This window comes from Brevundimonas sp. DC300-4, from assembly GCF_049897365.1.
Lineage (GTDB): Bacteria > Pseudomonadota > Alphaproteobacteria > Caulobacterales > Caulobacteraceae > Brevundimonas.
Window position 1 is genome coordinate 113584 of the sequence record NZ_JAFCWC010000004.1, and the last position, 18942, is coordinate 132525.

Sequence of the window (18942 nt, forward strand, 5' to 3'; positions counted from 1 at the left end):
TCGTGAGAGACGTCGTCGATCGAGCCTACAAGGGGCGCTGCGTCGCCCTGCGTGACGCCCAAGGCGCGGCCGGGATCCTCGGGGCGCTCCAGGCCGAGATTGGCGGAGACGGGTTCATGCGGCTTCAGATCGTCGATCTGCGGGCCTCGACCGAACTCCTGCCGGCACTGAATGAGACCCTGGCGACCGATGTCCGGTCGCTCGCCGCCCTGGCGGTAAACGACAACGCCCGCGATACCGTCTTTCTGGTCCATTTGTTAGACGGGGCGTGCGCTAGCGACCTCCAGACCTTCGTCCGTGCTGGCCGCCTGAGCATAGGAAGCGGAGCTGCGGTTGTCGTCGCTGCCTGCGATCGCGCCCTGGAGGGCCTGGGCGGCGAGCATTGGGATGCCGTGGACGCCGCCGGCCTGGTTGGTCCCCTGGACGGAATCGCCTTCGCCGCCGCTCATCTGACCCAGGCGGACGGCCTAGCCATTCGGATCAAGGCGGCCGTTGCCGTCGAGGTCGGCACGTGGGACCTCTGCCTGACGGAGCGCTTGTTGGACTTGCCCATGAAGCTCGCCTTGCGGCCCGATCTCTGTGCCGAACAGTGGCTGGAGGCGGACGACCAGGGGGTGGCGCAACATCTGGACGGTTGGGGTGGTGAGCCGGCGCGCCACGCCGCCTGGTTGGCGAGCAACGACAAAGGCAGCCTGACCAAACGCGTCTGGCGCGGCCAGCTAGGTGTGCTCTTCCCCTGGATCGAGGAGCGCCGACGCGACGTAATCGCTCGCCATCGCCACTTCCTGCGCGCCACGGACCAGACCATGCCCGAGGTCGAGATGCTCGATTGGGGACCCATCTCCATTCAGCTCGGCAACAGCCCAAAGGGCTGTCCGAAGGCGGTGCAATCGGCGCGAACTATGCGCAATGAGCTGGCCCATGGCCGTCCCGTGACCTGGCCTACCATATCGCAATGCCTAGACGAATTCGGCACCTGGGCAGCGGCGAGGACCTGAGGGATGGGCGGCGAACCTTTGCTCGCCGAAATTCTAGCCCGAACGGGCCTTGGAGCTGCGGACGGTCGCGCCCTGTTCCGGTATGCAGTCGATGAGGCGTGCTTCGCCACGTTAAAGGCGCAGCTTGAGACGACTCACCGATATGGCGGATTGGCGCAGCCAAACCAGCCGACCGCGGCAGTCTTCGCCCTTTATGTCGCAGAATGGTACCGACGACAGTACCAGGGTGGACCCTATCGGTGGGACAGCCCGCTTCCTGACGTGATTAGCGAGCTGACGGCATCGTCAATCAAGAGCCTGGCTCAACAAGGCTTGGCTTGGTGGGGCCTCGCACCGCGCCGTATGGCAGGCGGCGAGATGCGGCTCCTGTCCCTCATTCTGGAGGGCGGTTTTCCCACCCGGCTTCTGGAGACCCGCGAGCGCGGTCGGATAGCGGTTCACCTGCAAACCCTCATCGCCAGACTGGAGGCTGGGGTCGATCTTGACGAAGAGGCCGCCACGGCTCTGTCGCGCACCTTGGGTTCCGCCCTGGGATCCTACGACCACGAGGAGTTCCATATCCTCTGTGCCGAGCTGACGCTGGGCGTGATCGCCTTGAGGCGCCACGCCGCTACCAACGGGCCTAAAGGGATTTCCGCCACAGCCTGGCTGGACGCCGTGCAGCCGGGCTGGCGCGAGACGCTACCGATCGGTTTGGCGGGCGACGGCGCCCAGCGGCTGTTGGACGACCTGGTCAGCGGCCGCGCCGAGCGCATCATCGGCGAGGTAGGCTGCCAACGGCTGCTCGTGCGTGTGGGCGAAGTGTGGGTGCCCGCACTAACGCTCGAGATGCAGGGAGAGATCGCCCTGCCAGCTGAATTGGCGCAGCCATCGGAGGGACGACTGCGCGTTTTTGCAAAGAACGCGCTGGCCTCGGTACAAGCAGGCGAACTGGCTCTGCTCGATCCGCCCGCCGAACTCGCCCAGCGATGGCTAAGCCGTCGGCGCGGAGGCACCAGGGACCATGCTGCCTTTCCGTTCGATCAACCCGTGCAAGTCGAGCTTGTTTCCGCAGAGAATCGGCGGTTGACCGCGACCTGGCCTCGCGGCGAATCCATGCGCTCGGAGGTGATGGTGTTCGCGGATCCCCGCGGCGACGAAACGGACAGTCCGCCGCAGACCTTGGTCCATCTCGGTGGCGGTTCCCTGAGCACTCGCAGAAGCCGGGTGTGGGTCCTGACGCCGCCCGACTTCGCCGTCTGCTCAGTGGATGGCGATGATCCAGAGACTCCGATTTGGCGGGGAACGCGCCATCTCTACGAGATCAGCGGTTCCGTGCATGCTGGGCTACCGGGGACGCGCGGCTATCGCATTGAGGTCGGAGCCGATGCCGACCAGACCCACCAGATGCTTCTGGACGGTCCGGAGCTGGGAGGAGCTGAGGCGACGAGCGGCAACGTCGTTTTCGCCGGAATCCCGCGACTGAAACTGCTCAGCGGGGTGAAAAGCAGGGTGCCGCGGAGTGGCGACGTGCTCTGGCGGCAGGCAGGGGGTTCGGTCTGGCGCGACTGGATCAGTGAGACACCCGACGCCGGATGCGACCACGGGCTTATCGAAGTCGTCTGGGGTGATCCCAAGTCCCGCGTGCCGCTGGACCGCCGCCGCATCGCGATCGTCCCGGAAGGGGCGAAGATCATCGCGCGACCGTCGGGCGAGCGGGGCGTTGCCTACGAGCTGGAGAACCTCGGTGGTTGGTGGCTCGAGGCGGCGACGGAACGGGTCACGACGTCCTCTCTTCCAGCCGGTCTCGAGATAGCATTCGAAGGCCGGCCCATACGTCGCCTCGAACTCGTGCTGACGTCGGCGGCGGCGCGAGTCGTAATCTCGGCGCCTGCGCCTGTCGCCGGCGGTGGCTTCTGCAACGCGGAGGGGACGCTGCTGGATAACGGCGCACGCGTCATGCTGGACGACCTGCGCGGTGCCTTTGCCTTTTCGCCCGGCTACGAGCGGCTGCTACTTCGCGGGCCTTACGGTTCCAACAGCCATGTGGCGTTTGACGGCGAACTCCCCCTCTGGGCGGCATCAGAGGAGATCACGCGCCTGCTTAGCGCCAGCAGCGGTCTCGATGACGTGGTTACCCTGGAGTTGGGCCGACGCGGCAGAACGCTAAAGGTTGGCCGCTACACCGCTACGCTGGTGATCACGACGGCAGGAAGCGTGTCGCTTGTTCCCGAGCCAGCCGCCGGGCCGGCGCGACGGCTGGACTGGCTGTCGGTGGCGACGGGGCGGCATCGGGTGGTGTCCCAAGGATGCTGGGCCGAGCAGTTGCCAACGGACCTGGATGGACCCGGTATCGTGATGGCGCGGCAGGGCGGTCGGGTGGTCGGAAGACCTACCTTGGCTCCCGGCCGGCCCCTTGCCGCGGAGGGCTTGGGACGCCTGCAGCGAGCGACGCTGATCGCCCGGGGCGGCCAGCGCCGCGCCGTCGTGGGCCAGCTGCTGAGCGCGCTGCTTGAAGACTCGGCGGAAGCAGCGCTCGACCGCGGATTTCTGCTTGACCTGATCACGGCTTTGGACGGCGCGCCTCCCGCCGCCATTGACGCCCTCGCCATGCTTCCTGTTCACCCTGCGGCGCTGGCAAGTCTGGCGGCGGCGGCCGAAACGCCAGAGGGGCTGGGACAGGTTTGGATGTTGGAGCGTGAGCTGCCTTTCCTGTGGGCGGCCGTGCCGCTGGATATTTGGACCAACGCCTTCGACACGCGACGGAGAACGCTCAATCGGCTTCTGGTCGCCAACGGCCTTCCTGATGCCGCTGCCGCCGCGTTGGCGTCCTCTGCGGTCATCGCCGCCGCAGACGCCCTGGCTGGCCTTGAGCCGATGTTACGCACCGGCCTTACCCTGGCTGTCGGGACGACACTGTCAGCCGATAAGGCACCGGCGTTGAAGGAGGGGGTACAGGATCGATTGAGGCGCACGGCCGACGACTCCAGTCTCGTTCTCGATGATGATATGCAGCGGAGCGTATCGACCGCATCGTGCTTCCGGCGTCCTGGTTCCGCGCTTGCCGAGCGGCTGCCCGTCTTTCCCTTCCACGACAGCTTCAGGGAAAGGCTCGATGCGCCTTTAGCAGTCGCATTGGCGGCTGCGACGCGATGGGATGATCGCCGTCCCATAAGGCTCGATGCCGAGCAGGTTAGGCGGGCGCGCGACGAGCTCGCCCGAGAGCCGCAATCCTTCGCCGACATATTTGCCGCCGCCTTGATGATCCTGGCGCGAGGCGCGCCGCTGTCCCTTTAGCGGACCTGGACCCCGGACCCTGTGATGATGAACCCGTTCGCCGCACTTGATGAGATACGTCGCCGCACCGCCGAAGGGGTGATCGGGCAGACCGGAATCAACCACCCCGGCCTGGCGAACGAAATCCGGACGCGTCTCGGCGCCTTCGACATCTCCGCTGGCGGAGTGACCCAGGCGCCTTTGCTGGAGGCCGCCCTGCCCTATGTGACCGCGGAGCAGACTCTGGGCGAGCTGGCCGGGAGCCTGCTGCACCCCAGCTTGGTGGACGCTCTGGAAGGCGCCGATACGCCTGACCGGCCGTATCGCTTCGAGCGGCGAATGAAACCCTATGCCCACCAACTGGCCGCCTGGCGCGCCCTGTCGGACGAGACGCCCCGCTCAGTGCTGGTGACCAGCGGCACCGGTTCGGGAAAAACCGAGTGCTTTCTGGTGCCCATCCTTGACTCCCTGGCCCGCCAGGCTGCCGCCAAGCCGGGGCGGCTGGAGGGTGTGCAGGCGATCATGCTGTATCCGCTGAACGCGCTGATCGCCAGCCAGCAGGAGCGGCTTCGCGCCTGGACCAGGCCGTTCGGCGAGCGCATCCGCTTCGCTCTGTACAACGGCCTGATGAAGACCCGGGTGAAGGCCGCCGACGCGGCTGTGACGCCCGAGGAGGTTGTCGATCGGGTGCGGCTGCGAGCATCGCCGCCACCGATACTGGTCACCAACGTAACGATGCTGGAGTATATGTTACTGCGGCCGGACGATGCGCCGATTCTGGGCAAGTCGCGGGGTTCTCTCCGCTACATCGTGCTGGACGAGGCCCACAGCTATGTCGGCGCCAAGGCGGCCGAGATCGCCTTGCTCCTGCGCCGGGTCTGCCTCGCGTTTGGGGTCTCGCCCGCCGACGTCAGGGTCGTCGCGACATCCGCCACCATCGGGCGAGGTGAAGGCGTGGAGCGGGCGCTGGGGGATTTTCTGGCCGACGTTTCCGGTGCGCCCCGCGAGCGGGTAAGCGTGATCCAGGGCCATCAACGGCGTCCAGAGCTGCCTGAGCTTCACAGCGGTGGTCCCCTGCCCGAGGCCGGGCACTTCGACTACTTCGGCGGTCACCCATGCCTGCGCCCCTTGCTGGAGCAACTCTACGCCGGGCCGCTGGCCTGGAGTCAGATGGTGGCGGCGGGCGAGGCGCTCAACCTGCAGGCAGCGGACTTGGCCCTGAAAATGGCGAATGCGGAGTCAGGCGCTGGGGAAAAACTGGCGCCGCTGAGAGTTCACACCTTTCACCGGGCCGTCTCGGGCCTTTGGAGCTGCCTCGATCCTGGCTGCTCGCTGCAGCGCCCCGCCGGCTGGCCGTTCGGTGCCATCCAGCATCAGCTCGGTGAGGCGTGCCGCTGCGGCGCACCGCTTTTCGAGGTGGTTACGTGCTCGTCGTGCGGCGAGCCGTTTCTGGATGTCGAGGAGCGCCCGGGCCTTGGCCTTCGACAGCCTCATCGCGCGCGGATCACGGATGAGTTCGCCGCTGACGCTGATCGGGATGCGCCGGACCCTGACGAGGACGGCGGCGATCCGCCTCCAGCGAATCTGGGTGATGGCGAGAGGAAATTGGTCGCCCTCAGCCAAATCATGCCCGGCTCGAGGTGGCTTTGCGTTGAGCCGTCCACTGGTGTTGTGCATGCCAGTGAAGGCCCTGGCCGTTTGCGTCTCGCCGCCTATGACCGGGCGACGCCTCAGCGCTGCCCGGGCTGTGGGGCGCGCGAACGGGTCGGCTCGGACCTAATCCGACCCATACGTTTCGGCGCCCCCTTCATCCTCGGTGGAGCCACGCCGGTTCTGCTGGCGGACGCCGCCATTCCAGAAGCGGCCCGCGATCCTGTCGTCATCGAAGCTCTCGGTGCCGCGCCGCCTTCGGAGGGTCGCCAGCTGCTTTCCTTCACCGACAGCCGTCAGGGCACTGCGCGGCTTTCCGCTAAGCTACAGACTGCGTCGGAAAGAAACTTCATCCGATCGGTGATCTACCACGCGGTGCAGGACCGGCTGGGGGCGGCCGTGAATCCGGAAGAAGCAGGACAACTCAGGACCCAGATCGAGTTTCTCCGCGCCACGACCGAACCCGCGATGGTGAACCTGCGCCACGACCGAGAACGTCAGCTTGCCGGGCTGGAGACCGCCGGCGCCGCTGGGCTGCCATGGAACGACATGGTCGATGTCCTTGCTGAGCGGCCAGAGGTCAGGGTCTGGATCGGCTCGGTCTGGGCCGGGCGCACCAATCGTTTCAGTCGGACGCACGAGCTGGCCGAGTTCCTGCTGCTTCGCGAGTTCATCCGCCGACCGCCCAGGGCGAACGCCCCCGAAACCCTGGGCCTGGCGCGGCTGCGGTTCGCCGCCATTGACAATCTGGCGGATGCGCAGGCCTCGCCGACCTTGATCGGCCTGGGCGGCAGTCCCCAGGACTGGCGCGACTTGCTGCATCTGTTGACGACGTTCGTCGCCCGCGGCCGCTCCGCCGTGCAGGTCCCACGCGATGTCCTGCACTGGATTCCGCCAAAGTCGGGCGCGCGGGAACTTCTGTTCCAACCGCAGAGGGCGGCGCAGAGCTGGGAGGTAGTTTGGCCTCGGTTCACGCCTCCATCCGGAGGGCGGACGCCCATAATCGTCAACCTCCTGTGCCAGGCCCTCAACCTTTCTCCGGGCGACGCCACTACGCGAACCCTACTTGACGACATCTTTCGCGACGCCTGGCACGCGCTTGGCCCGGTGCTTCGTTGGTCTGGCCAGACCAAGTTCGCATTAGACTTCCGGCAGGCCAGCGTCGCCCCGGTAACCAGCGCCTGGTACTGCCCATCGACCCGGCGGATGCTTGATGTGACACTCAGGGGGCTGTCGCCCTATGGCGCGCGCACGCCGGGCGGACCGGGCATGCCCGCGGAGCGGCTGGCGATGCCACGGCATCCGGTCCCCTATCCAGGCGGCTCCGGCGCGCTGACGGCAGCCGGCGACAGGGAGCGGATCGGCGCCTGGCTCGCGGACGACCAGGCCGTGGCCGCCCTGCGCGATCGCGGAACTTGGAGCGATGTCAGCGATCGCATCGCCCATTTCTCAGACTATTTTCGTTCTGCGGAACACTCCGCCCAGCAACGACCGGCAAAGTTGAGAGCGTATGAGCGGGCCTTCAAGAACGGAGCGATCAACGTCCTCAACTGTTCTACGACGATGGAGATGGGCGTCGATATCGGCTCGGTCTCACACGTCATGATGACCAACCTTCCACCGTCGATTGCGAATTACAGACAGCGCATAGGCCGTGCCGGGCGACGCGGTCAGCCGATCTCGATGGGGTTCACTTTCTGCAAAGACAGGCCATTGGACCGCGATGCCTTTCGCGATCCCGAACGCTACCTGAACCGACAGGTGCGGGCGCCGAAGGTCGCGCTCGACAGCCGGGTGATCGTGCAACGGCATGTCAACGCTCTGCTCTTCGCCGCGTTCGTGCGGAGCCATGGCGCCAACGCGCTGAGCATGCAGGCTGGTCCCTTCTTCGGTTGCGACCACAAGATCGGTGAGGAGGAAATCGAACAGTGCCCCGCGCGGCGACTAGCCGATTGGGCCCGCGCGCCAGAAACCCGCGAGGCCTTCGCCAGTGATGTCGAGGGGCTGACACGCCATTCGGTTCTGGCCGCTGACGATGGCGTCTGGGAGACGGCCGCCCGGGCGATGGAGGCTGCTCGCGAGGCCTTCGCCGCGGAGTGGCGTGGCGTTCAATCCTTGGCCGCTGGCTGTCGCGACGAGGGAGCCGCTCTGGAGCGATTGGCTATCCAACTCAGACGGTTGTGCCAAGACTACCTTCTGAGTGCGCTGGCGAAACGGGGGGTCCTGCCGGGGCATGGCTTTCCAACCGACGTGGTTTCCTTCGTCATACCCACGGACACGCGCGATCTAACCAACGTCGATGAAGAGGAGGCGTCGCGCTTCAACGCGTATCCTCAACGACAGCTTGACATCGCGATCCGCGAATACGCGCCCGGCTCGGAGGTCGTTCTCGACGGGCTGGTGCACAAGTCGGCCGGCGTGACACTGAATTGGAAGCAGCCCGCCACGGCCGAGGCCGTACATCAGGTACAGGCGCTGCTTTGGCGTTGGAGCTGCGAATCTTGCGGTGAATCCGGCTCACAGCGGAATCGAGATCTCGCGCAACTTGAATGTCCCGCCTGCAGCACGAACGCGGCCGCTTGGGTGGAGTATCTTCAGCCTGCGGGATTCGCCGTCGATCTCCGGGCGGAACCTCACGCCGATGCTGACGTCGTGACCTATGTCCCGCCAGAACCCACTGCCGTCTCGGCTCGTGGCGCCGATTGGGTGCCTCTGCCGCAGGGACTTGCAGGGCGGTGGCGTGCGACGCGGGAAGGCACGGTTTTCTTCTGCAACGCTGGACCTGACGGCGATGGGTATAGTCTTTGCCTGCGCTGCGGCCGCGCGGACGAACAGGCCGCCGGACCGCATCGGCCGCTCGTGGGGAGCGAAACGGAGTGCGGCGGTCCCGCCCGCCAGTATGCGCTGAAGACCAACCTTCGGCTGGGCCATCAGATCAGCACGGACGTCTTGGAGTTTCAGCCGGCGGATTGGCCAAAGCCTGGCGCAGGGTTGGCGCTCGCGGTGGCGCTGCGCGAAGCGCTAGCCCGCCGGCTCGGTATTGAAACTGACGAAATGGGTATCGCGATCGCGCGGCGCACGGACGCCGCCGATGTACGAACGGTGTCTCTTTTTCTGCACGACAAGGCTTCAGGCGGGGCTGGCTTTTCCATACAGGCGTTGGACCTGCTGCCTGACCTGTTGGCGGAGATCGAACGGATCCTCAACTGCGTGGTCCCCGAATGCGTGACCGCCTGCCCCGCCTGCGTGCTAGCTGGCGACCTTAGCGATGACGAGGCTGCAATCCTGGATCGTCCAACTGCGCTGGCTTGGGTGCTTGCACAGCGCAGCGGCGTTGTCAGGTGAACCGCGCGTCGGATTTAGGTTCTGCGTCGCCCCAGAGCGGATGCGGTGCACGTTCGTAAGGAGTCAGAAGCAGTCATCCCTCCCAGCTCACTCACGGCGCTTTCCCCCCTCTATACTATTGGGCTGACGGGCACCGACGCTGAGGGAATCGCCGGCACGCCAGGGCGGTAGAGTTCAACGCAACACAGAGGTGCCCGCTTTGAAAGAGCTCATGGATCGTCAGCCGACCGATCAGAGAGCGACAAAGTCAATGTCCGGTCGTTAACCGATAACGTGCTGATTTAATTGGATATTATGTTGACGCGCGCGTAGCGATGTGCTTAATGTGTTTGGGGCATGCCAACCAGCTGTACCCACCCACACCCACACCCACACCCACAACATAGAGCACTGCCATGGCAGGCCGACAGGCCAAGTCACTCACCGACCCCGTAATCCGAAAGGCCCTATCCGTTACCCAAGTCCGACCGCTCGCAAAGCGCGACCAAGTCATCATCCTTCTGTCCCTTCGAGCAGGCCTCCGGGCATGCGAAATCGCGGGGCTGGATTGGTCCATGGTGCTGGACGCCAACTCAAAGGTCGGCTCATCGATCGCCATCCCTGACACCATCGCCAAGATGGGCAGTGGCCGGCGCATCCCGATGCACCCGGACCTCCGCAAGGCGCTCACGAAGCTAGCCCCTCCGGCGGTCCGGATCGGTCCGGTGGTAACGTCCGCCAAAGGCGGTCACCTTCGCCCCAACAGCATCGTTAACTGGTTCGTCGCGCTGTTTGCCGAGGTCGGCGCAGCGGGGTGTTCTTCGCACTCCGGACGCCGAACTTTCATCACCAACGCCGCCCGCAACGCCCATCGATCCGGGGCCACGTTGCGGGACGTCCAGCTCCTCGCTGGCCACAAGTCCATCGAAGTAACCCAGCGCTACATCGATGGTGACAGCGACGCTCAGCGTCGACTCGTTCACAGCCTCTAAGGCTGCCTGCGGCGGCTCCAGGCCGCACCACTAGCCCACCTCACAAGCAGGCCTACCCCGGCGTTCCGGCATCCCGCCAGAGCGCGACGACTCATGTCCAAATAGGAGAAATTCCATGTCCGTCGAAAGACGCGAGCGCGTCCGCACGCTCAATGATCAACTTCGCCAAACCCACGTCGGGGGCCGCATCCTGATGACACAGGGCGTTATGTCGATGGGGCCGGAGGGAGTTGTCGGCGCGATGCTGGCGATCGCTAAGGCCAACGACTTCAACGAGGACAATGACCCCTACGGCGAGCACGACTTTGGCGCCGTCACGGTGTCCGGGCAGCGGATCTTTTGGAAGATTGACTACTACGACCAGAGCCTCGCATCGCACGCTGTAGACCCCTCGGACGCCGACAAATGCGTGCGCGTCCTGACGGTCATGCTGGCGGAGGAATACTGATGCCGGGCCATCGGGAACCCGCCCCGGAGCGTCCATCATGAGGCCCGCGAGACAGGGGGATTTTGACGGGCTGTGCGGTCTCTACGCGCTTATCAATGCTCTTGACCTCGTTGGCTTCAAACGACCGCGAACGCCATTGCACCGGAGCCTGTTTGTGACGCTTGCTGCGTCGGTCCCCAGTGGGACTCTCCGGAAAGCCATCGATTCAGGCCTGAACGGGCGAGACCTTATCAAGGCCGCGGACTTGGCGTTCCCCGCGTTCCGTAAGCCGCTGGGGGGCTCTGTGACCGTCTCCCGCCCCTTCCGCAGGGCCGTCTTCGAGACAGATGCGGCCTTCATCGAAGGGATGGTCGACATCATGGCCTCGGGCCGTTCCGCGCTCATCCTCAACGTATCGACGCCCACCTACAGCCATTGGACCGTCGCCTCATCGGTCACGTCGCAGACCATCGTGCTTAGGGACTCCGGGACTATGACGGAGCTGGATTTGGGGCGGTATTCCATTAAGCGTGGCCGCTATCGCATCAAGCCCCGAGAGACGCTGCTGGTGCACATGAGGCCGCGTCGGACGACTATGTCGGAAGGGGGCTAAGGCGACCACGGATGCGGTTCTGGACGCCATGACGACGAGCGAAACCGCCGGAAATGACTTTTGTATAAGCTTACGAGCTGGTCGCCCTCTTTTCGGACCAGGCAGTTCTGAAAAGGCTTTAAAACCGGGTGCCGTTGGCTCGTACGTCAGGGTTAGGCACTTGGATCCAGGTGTCCCGAGGACCCCGTCGGTTGGCGTCCTGGCGCCATCCTTGAGCCTATCCGAGCCCGCCCTCGAACTGGCTCACAGGGCCGTCTAGGCCCCCTGCGAGGCCAATGGGGTCATCTGCGGCGAACCCACTATCCACTGCTGGCGTTGGCTCGAAACCGTGCGAGGATTAGCCTCCGCAAAGCGCCACTAGCGGACATTGACATCGTACCGGAGAGCGGACATCCGGCGCAGTCCGGCGGGTGGCCGGTTCGCCGGAGGTGGGGCGGGTGGCTGTTTTCAACGTCGAAGTCTTGACCGCGATCAACGAATGGCAGCGAGGCGGTAGCCACAAGCAAAAGATCCGACGAGGAGCGGCGCTCAAAGAGGCCTGTAGCTCCCTACCGAGCCAGTTCCGAAGGTGCGGCCAGCTCTGCTACCGGCAAGAAGCGCATGAGAAAGATCGCGTCTGGCAGCTCCTCGCGAACGAGGCTCTACCGGAATCCATCGCCGCTTGGACGGCTAGCTTGTCGCTCGCAAAACAATTCAAAGGCGGGGTGCCGCCAAATAACCTGCAGGGCGTGATCTTCGTGAAGACCCCGTCAGATGACCAAGTCATCTTAAACCTTGTGGAGGTCTACGCCGACTCAGAATTCCGAGAGGCATGTGAGACGCACCGCGAAGCAATCCCAGGTTTCTCGTTGGGCATCGGAAAATACGGCGACTCGCAGTTCGAGATCGTTTTGGACATTGAGGCTCTTGGCACCGATGAGGTCCTCTCGTACGGGGGCTTTTCCAGCACTGTCGAGGACCTTGCGGCGCTGGCGCTTGGCCACCCACCGAGTTCAGACGAATTGGAACTGTTTGAATTAACGACAGCAAAGGCAGGAATTCGGCCGGGCCCTTGGTGGCTGAGCGCGGATGGGACACGCCGGGTTCTAGATCGGCTGGCACCTCGCTTGGCCGAACTGCGAGCAAACAAGAAATAGCCCTCTTCAGTCTTCCCCGCGCCGCTGTCGGACCTTGGTATCGCAATAGGACTCGGACTCTCGGCAGGCCGATTTCGCCTCTGTAGATATCGGTCTGGCTGTACACCAACGGCATCTTTCTTTTCGGCGGGCACGCCCAGGAGGAGGTCAAACATCTGCACCGCCCCTTGCCAGCTAGACCCCTCAAGATTCTCGCCTTTGGGGCGCGCCAAGACTACACCGTCCCGGTCCGCGGCTAGCGTCGGCCGCGGTTCGAAAGGACAGTGATGGTAAGCGGCGAGTACGTGAAATGAGGCCGCCCCGGTTCCAGCGGGCCGCTGGCCTGACGCCATCCGAGCGCCTCCTCGCTGAGATCGCGGATCGGTCCTTCCTGAAACTTTGGACCTATCCCAACCCGTACAAGGAGCTGAACCGGGAGCTGGCGGACCTCATCGTCGTGTTTGGCGATGATGTGCTGCTGTTTTCCGACAAAGGCGGCGCTTATCCAGAGTCTGGCGATCAGACCTTGGATTGGACGCGCTACTACCGAAGCGCGATCACGCAATCCGCTGCTCAGCTTCGCACGGCTGAGCATTGGATTCGGCGTAGTCCCGACAGGGTCTATCTCGACGTCCGATGCACCGAACGCTTACCCGTCGCTCTCCCGCCGGCTGCTAGGGTGAACATCCATAGGATTTGCGTTGCGCCGGCGGCGACGGAGGCTGCCCGCGCACGAGCGGGTGTCGACGGCTTGGCGATCGATCCCGGTGTTGCGGGCGATGAGCGCCTCTACACAGTCGGCCAAGTGCAAGGTTGTCAGGGGTGGGTCCATGTCTTTGACGAGGACACTCTCGCGGCGGTCATGCCCGCCCTTTCGACGACACCCGATTTCATCGCCTACCTGCGCGCCAAAGAGGCGCTCATAGGCGCAGGCGGGTTGGCTTATGCAGCGAGCGAAAAGGATCTGCTTGCGATCTACTTGGCAAACGAGAGGGGGTTTCCCGACCGACTGCGGCCCCTCACAGCTCCGGCTGGGACGTGGAACGCGCTCATTGTCCACCCGCAGTTCAGAGCTGCGCAGGCGCTCAATCTGCGCGCAGCCGTCTGGGATTCATGGATCGACCGGATCACCGTGGCGGCGGTGAACAACGACCTGGTGTTCGGCAACGATGTCCCCATTCAAGACATCGAAAAGATCGTCCGCATCATGGCCGCGGAGGATCGGTTCGACCGCCGCGTATTGTCCGAAGCGGTCATGCAACGCGCCGTGCGCGCGCTGGACGCGAAAGGGAAGGTCTCGAGCCTTGTCCCGTCCCAAGCGAACGCGGATGTCGTCTATGTGCTGCTAGTCGCCCATCACGATCTAGGACGCGAGTCCTACGAGGACTACCGTGAGGCCCGCAGGTTGGAACTCTACCTTCGCTGCAAAGCCGCAGTGATCGCCCGGCCAAACGCTGCGCGTTTAGTGGGACTGGGCTTGGACACGCCAAACGGCCGTGGGGGGTCGGAGGACTTCATATACTTGGAGGCCGCGGACTTGACGGCCGATGAGCGGGCCGCCGCCGCCGCGATGCGTCAGGACTTGGGCTACTTCATCGAGGGTCAGGTTGAGGTCAACCGCGTCGTTGGCGACGAGTATCCCGACATTTGAGCGCGCCACAAAAGCGCCATTAGACGAGCTGCTAGCGCCATGAGCGGAAACTGGTCGTTGAACGAACCCAGTCAGACGTCAGCTAAGTGGTCGTCACGGTCTTCGTTGCGCCAGAAGCGGACATTGGACCCCGCGCAAAGTCTAGACCTTGCCAGCCATGACTTGGAGCACAGCGAACCCGCTAGGCTGGGGGATACACGACATTCGGTCGTGCGCCTCCTGCGACGGGCATCGTCACGCCCCAAGTGAAGGTCGTGCTTTCGTACTGGTACACGTTGAGCGCAGGCAGATTGCGCTTGTCGTAGACCGAACCGAACCGGAGAACGAGGCTGTTAGCCCCGGCGAAGAACAGATGCACCTGACGGACACCGCGATTCTTGAGCTCACCCATCGTATCCAAGAACTGACGGGCGAGTGCTTGTTGCTTGTCGCCGGACCAGTGGTTTCCGGTGTTAGTTGTTGGAAGGCTCAACCGCACAATCGGCAACGCGCCGATACGCGCGACAGCGGCCGGCTCATCTACGCGATAGGAGGCAGAGACCGTCACGATCACCTCTGACGTGCCTGCTGCTACACCGTCGAGCCCGTCGACAATGAATCGCTCGCCATCATCCGGACCATTGAGCTCGTTCCAGAGCCGAGTATCGCGATGCCAGTCGAAGAATGTGATTGCCGCCTCGTCGTCGAGTAGGACACCGGCCAGAAAGCTGAGCGGCACCGGCGCGAGTCCGCCGGCAACGTGAGTCATGTCCGCCCGATCTCGCCCGTCCTCGTGTTGATCGAGTATTGTTCGCAGCGACAACAGGCGGTCGATTGCCGTCTCTGGCGCGACGATGAATCCGTCGGCGACGCCCTGGCGCATGTCTACGAGAATTTCGACTCGCTGCCCCTCAATTGCGGGAGGGATGGCTTGCACGAGCGGCGTGCCGTTCCAGTCGCGAAGTCCACGAAACTCGATTGCGAAGACCCGGCGACGGTCTGCCCGTCTCCAGTCGGCGTAGAGCCATACGAGCCCCGACAAGATAAGAAGAAGCGCGACGGCAAGCGCTGCCCAGGTCACAACAGCCCCGCTACCTTCCATACTGAAGCTGAAGTGGAGGTTTCCGTTCGACAACGGGACCGTGGCACTAAACGCGATGCCCGCTAGGAGCGCCGCAAGCAGGCCCGTTCCAGCAATGATCAGGGCAAGGGCCGGATGCTTACGTCGAAACGCGAAGTCGATAGCCGAGCGAATGAAATAGTCTTTGTGGCCCATGCTGCCCCCCTAGCTCATGTGAATCATCTGGGGCGGCTGTCCCCGAACAAACAGGCTGATCGAGTGGCGTAGGTGGAGCCACATATCCAACCGCACGATCAGCAGCGCGGCGAAAGTGATGTTGCGTTCGCCCTCTACCAAATCCGTCATCGAGCCGACGTCGGTCTCGCTAGGGCGAACGCGAAAACTCGGATGAGAGTGCCACTCGCCGAGATAGTTATACCGCGCATAGTCACCGCCAGTGCGCTCGAAGAAGTCGTGCAGTGCTGCAACGTGCTCGGCTTCGCTTCGAACGAAATGCGCTGCGCTCCCGGTAATGGTGTCGATTGAAAGATCGATCACCCGAAAATGTCCGGCCGCCAATTGTTCGCCCATGAGCACGCCGCCGATCTCGCGGCGGCCTGACCATCGCAGCTCGGTCTTAAGTCGGCGGCGAACGGCGGGATCAATCTCAATCCGCATCGCCCGCATCCTTTGGAGGCACCAACTTCGCCACAAACTCTTTGAGCTTTTCGCCCGCATCTTCCTCAAACGTCGCGCCCCAGGTTCCGTCAGGGGCGTACTCGATGGGCCAAGTGTCGAACGGTGCCTCGAAGATCCAGCTTTTCGCCAGCCCGATGCAATACGCGGAGAATGGGAATGCCGACTCAGTCGGGCGTAGCAGGGTGTCGACGACAAGGCGTGTTAGGTGAGCAGAAACAACGCCGACATCTGCGTCATCTGCAATCATCGGCGGCTGGTCCGCTGGAAGCAAGTCGTAGTCTACCCCCTCGTTTTCAAGCCACGGCACGCCTCGGTCCGCGTACCAGTTGTGGATTTGCGCCCGGGCATTCATTGGCGGAGGGTCCAGGTCAGGCCGCGCCCGCGCGACAACTCCGCCCACTCCACCGGCGTACACTTGGGCCCAGGCCATCGGCTTCTTCTGATTGCGACTGACCAATGCGCAAAGATTGAAGACAGCAGAGTCGGCCGTCGCATCTACGATCAGATCGCATGCTGCCAATCGCCTCATGGCGAGGCTCGTCGACTCGCTGGCTTCTTGGCCGCCTAGGGCAATGTTGCTGACGGTGACGTCCGCCTCCGTTTGGACAGACTCGATCGCGCGTCCCACCGCCTTCGCCTTATTTGCGCCGACAGCGCGGAGATCGAGGTCATTCCGAACGATGTTGCCCGGATAGAAAAGGTCCGCATCGATCAGCAGGAACTTCTTCACGCCCGAGCGCGCCAAAGAGACGGCTACCTTTGATCCAACGGAACCACAGCCGACGACAGCGACCTGCTTCTCGGCCAACTCGACATGGCGTGGAGGCAAGCGCGGAGTCGCAGGAGGGATGCTGATCGTCTTGTAGTTGAAGACCGTCGTACCCTTTGACAGCAGCATGAAGAGCCGCGACGTGTCGCCCCTCACGAGCACCACCGACAACCAAGTCTCTCCGGTCCACTCGCCCACCCAAGCCTCTAGCGACCCACCAGCAACGAGCTCCTGAAGCTTCTCAAGTGTCAGGATCTGGGGCAGCGACTGATCTGTGCGAAGGCGAAGGACCTTACCGCTGCGAACGACCGGAATGTCGTCCTTGTAGATGGGCGCCTCTTGCCACAAGGCCTCGCCATCACGCGACAGCTCGGTCGGTTGCGCGAACCAAGTCTTATCGAAATAGCGGTCGATGAATTTGACGTCCGCCGGAGCATCGACCGCGATCGATAGGAGATGGTCACTCGCTGAATCCGTCAGCAGGAACCGCGATGTCGAGGAGCGGACTTCCTGCCCCAGCGACATATTGTGGGCCGATGGAAGCGTTGGTGCGTTTACGTCGGCCTCGCCTGACAGCAAACGATAGGCGCTCTCAATCATCATCGCGCCAGTGACATTAGACGTCCAATTGTCCGCCCGATGCTCAAGACACAACTCGCCTGCCGGGCCCCACTGGTGACCGGAGAGCAAACCCGGCTCCTTCGGCGCTATTGCAGCCGCTACGTCGGGGAAGAAGTCGGGATAGGAAATTCTAAGATCGATCGCCTCTTCGCCCACCGCCAACGTGAAGTCGGCCACGAGCTGAAGCCCGTCGAGTCCGAAGGTGACGTTTGTCAGCCAGGCCGACCGCTCCTGAAGTTCAGCGACATCTGCTCGTTCTTGCTCGGCCCGCGAAGGCTGGCTGACCCACCAGATCAACCGAAGCCCCGAGGACTGGTAGGAACGCGAGGCTCATTCGGAAACGTCGGAGCGACTGCAGCGACAGGAGCGACGGATGCCGCGCGCAGCGCCCCCCCGTAGCCCTTCGTGCCAGCCGCCTTGGCGACCCGCTCTCCGACGGCCGTGCTGGCGGTCTCGATCATGCGCTCGCGCTGAACGGAACGGGCGATGGTCGTGAAGTCGGTACGTGCCTGCTCAAGCCAGGCAAAGAACGCGGTGGCCCGTTCGGGGAACGCTTCCCACTTGTCCGCGAAATTCTCGGTGGGGTCGCTCGGATTCGGTATGAGGTACTTGCCGTTTTGGTAAATGATCGCGCTCTCCATATTGGAGAGGATCGACACCAGCGCGTCCCCGATATTGTCCTCGGCATTGTAGGCGTGAGCGGCCAGCGTGGTGATGATGATCGAGATCGGCTTGTCGCAGGGGTCGCCGTCGTAGCGCATGTCCCGGTGACGCTTCAGGATCATGATCGCGTTTTGGAGCGGCGTGCGCACGCGGTACTCGGGAATGTCCTCGACGCTGGCCTTTGCAGCCTCGGCAAGTATGCGGCGGCGCTTCTCGAACTGAACCGTCATGCGGCTGCGGAACCACTGGATGTAGCCCTTGGGGTTCGACCTGGGCCAATCGTTGCTCGGAACTTCGTAGGCCGCGTGCTCGTTGTCAGTTATGCCGATGGCGGTCGCAGCGAAGCGAGCATCAAGACCACGGCTTTCGAGCAGCACGCGTTGCCGCGTGCCGTTCGGCAGGGCGGGCACAACGTCCATGTGAAATTGCGCGCCGTCGGCGTAATTCAGCACCCAGCAGCGCCGCCCCTCGCGGATGGGCTTCGTCATGTTCTGCGCGCGGTGATAGGCGGCGATCTCGGCGCCCAGCAACTCCTTCAGATGCTTTTGTGTGAGGTGGCCGGACGTAAGGTGTTCGAACTCGCAAACCGAGTCGACGTCGTAGTCTTCTTCATCCGAGATCGGGCGGATGGTCGTGCCAAGGCCAAACGAGCCCTGGATGTAGACCTTCGGCCCGTACTCGCGCACGGACGACTCTGGGCGGCAGAGCCAGTCGCCCAGCGATTTATAGCTTCGTTCGGCCTGTTCATACCGCGCGTCACTGACGGCGAGGGTCTCGACCAGACCCTCAAGATAGGTTTCCGCCTGCGGCGTAGTATTCAAGGCCATATTGCCCCTCTTCATGGTTTGATCCGCAGCGCGCCGTTATGGTCAACGCCGCTTCAACCATAGGTGTGAGCTCCCGCGTTGTTTTCAAGACCCGCGATTTCCCAATTTCGGCAAACTTGTGACGCATCTCCACGTTTGGGACCTGACTGGCCGCGCCGGGCGTTTGAGGCTGCGTGCCTCCTTCGGCGTCGCCTCCTTGGAGCAGAGCGATCCGCCCAAAGCGGACCTTCCCAACATCCGAGATGAGTCAACAGCGGCCCATTATGATCTCCCAAGAGCAGGGCCCGTCGGGTGGCGTT

Annotated in this window: 12 protein-coding genes; 8 read left to right on the forward strand and 4 right to left on the reverse strand. The window is 63.7% G+C overall.

What is annotated here, in order from left to right:
* Positions 1 to 2: 2 nt before the first annotated feature.
* The 8 genes from ACP7AZ_RS08435 (at position 3) to ACP7AZ_RS08470 (ending at position 14025) form a co-directional block, all read left to right on the forward strand.
* A complete protein-coding gene (locus ACP7AZ_RS08435; RefSeq protein ID WP_426037961.1) occupies positions 3 to 998 on the forward strand; it encodes a hypothetical protein in 996 nt (331 codons plus the stop codon).
* 3 nt (positions 999 to 1001) lie between these two features.
* A complete protein-coding gene (locus ACP7AZ_RS08440) occupies positions 1002 to 4274 on the forward strand; it encodes an STY4851/ECs_5259 family protein (RefSeq protein ID WP_426037963.1) in 3273 nt (1090 codons plus the stop codon).
* 24 nt (positions 4275 to 4298) lie between these two features.
* Positions 4299 to 9248, forward strand: a complete 4950-nt coding sequence (locus ACP7AZ_RS08445; RefSeq protein WP_426037965.1) for a DEAD/DEAH box helicase — start codon at positions 4299 to 4301, stop codon at positions 9246 to 9248.
* Positions 9249 to 9643: 395 nt separating this feature from the next.
* The gene (locus ACP7AZ_RS08450; protein WP_426037966.1) at positions 9644 to 10219 is read left to right on the forward strand and encodes a tyrosine-type recombinase/integrase; all 576 of its coding nucleotides are present in this window, start codon (positions 9644 to 9646) and stop codon (positions 10217 to 10219) included.
* A gap of 115 nt (positions 10220 to 10334) precedes the next feature.
* Complete coding sequence (locus ACP7AZ_RS08455; RefSeq protein WP_426037968.1) at positions 10335 to 10667, forward strand: DUF3768 domain-containing protein; 333 nt, start codon at positions 10335 to 10337, stop codon at positions 10665 to 10667.
* Positions 10668 to 10950: 283 nt separating this feature from the next.
* Positions 10951 to 11259: a hypothetical protein gene (locus tag ACP7AZ_RS08460; RefSeq protein ID WP_426037970.1), complete on the forward strand. Its 309-nt coding sequence runs from the start codon at positions 10951 to 10953 to the stop codon at positions 11257 to 11259.
* A gap of 437 nt (positions 11260 to 11696) precedes the next feature.
* Positions 11697 to 12395, forward strand: a complete 699-nt coding sequence (locus ACP7AZ_RS08465; protein ID WP_426037972.1) for a hypothetical protein — start codon at positions 11697 to 11699, stop codon at positions 12393 to 12395.
* Between the two features lie 289 nt (positions 12396 to 12684).
* Positions 12685 to 14025: a hypothetical protein gene (locus ACP7AZ_RS08470; protein WP_426037974.1), complete on the forward strand. Its 1341-nt coding sequence runs from the start codon at positions 12685 to 12687 to the stop codon at positions 14023 to 14025.
* Between the two features lie 181 nt (positions 14026 to 14206).
* Here the strand turns inward: ACP7AZ_RS08470 and ACP7AZ_RS08475 are convergent, their stop codons facing one another.
* Genes ACP7AZ_RS08475 through ACP7AZ_RS08490 form a run of 4 tightly spaced genes read right to left on the reverse strand, consistent with a single transcriptional unit; the run spans position 14207 to position 18658 of the window.
* Entirely contained in the window at positions 14207 to 15280 is a 1074-nt protein-coding gene (locus ACP7AZ_RS08475) for an SAVED domain-containing protein (protein ID WP_426037976.1), read from the reverse strand.
* Positions 15281 to 15289: 9 nt separating this feature from the next.
* A complete protein-coding gene (locus ACP7AZ_RS08480) occupies positions 15290 to 15742 on the reverse strand; it encodes a Mov34/MPN/PAD-1 family protein (protein ID WP_426037978.1) in 453 nt (150 codons plus the stop codon).
* Complete coding sequence (locus ACP7AZ_RS08485) at positions 15732 to 17450, reverse strand: ThiF family adenylyltransferase (protein WP_426037980.1); 1719 nt, start codon at positions 17448 to 17450, stop codon at positions 15732 to 15734. Before ACP7AZ_RS08485 ends, ACP7AZ_RS08480 begins: the two co-directional genes overlap by 11 nt.
* On the reverse strand, positions 17447 to 18658 hold the full coding sequence (locus ACP7AZ_RS08490; protein ID WP_426037982.1) for a nucleotidyltransferase domain-containing protein: 1212 nt from the start codon (positions 18656 to 18658) through the stop codon (positions 17447 to 17449). The genes ACP7AZ_RS08485 and ACP7AZ_RS08490 overlap by 4 nt, the downstream gene beginning before the upstream one ends.
* Positions 18659 to 18942: the final 284 nt, after the last annotated feature.

What these genes read in the sequence shown, in the direction of transcription:
- ACP7AZ_RS08455 (WP_426037968.1), top strand. Translation starts at nt 10,335, where the DNA reads ATGTCCGTCGAAAGACGCGAGCGCGTCCGCACGCTCAATGATCAACTT.
- ACP7AZ_RS08440 (WP_426037963.1), top strand. Translation starts at nt 1,002, where the DNA reads ATGGGCGGCGAACCTTTGCTCGCCGAAATTCTAGCCCGAACGGGCCTT.
- ACP7AZ_RS08445 (WP_426037965.1), top strand. Translation starts at nt 4,299, where the DNA reads ATGATGAACCCGTTCGCCGCACTTGATGAGATACGTCGCCGCACCGCC.
- ACP7AZ_RS08480 (WP_426037978.1), bottom strand. Translation starts at nt 15,742, where the DNA reads ATGCGGATTGAGATTGATCCCGCCGTTCGCCGCCGACTTAAGACCGAG.
- ACP7AZ_RS08475 (WP_426037976.1), bottom strand. Translation starts at nt 15,280, where the DNA reads ATGGGCCACAAAGACTATTTCATTCGCTCGGCTATCGACTTCGCGTTT.
- ACP7AZ_RS08490 (WP_426037982.1), bottom strand. Translation starts at nt 18,658, where the DNA reads ATGAAGAGGGGCAATATGGCCTTGAATACTACGCCGCAGGCGGAAACC.
- ACP7AZ_RS08470 (WP_426037974.1), top strand. Translation starts at nt 12,685, where the DNA reads ATGAGGCCGCCCCGGTTCCAGCGGGCCGCTGGCCTGACGCCATCCGAG.
- ACP7AZ_RS08450 (WP_426037966.1), top strand. Translation starts at nt 9,644, where the DNA reads ATGGCAGGCCGACAGGCCAAGTCACTCACCGACCCCGTAATCCGAAAG.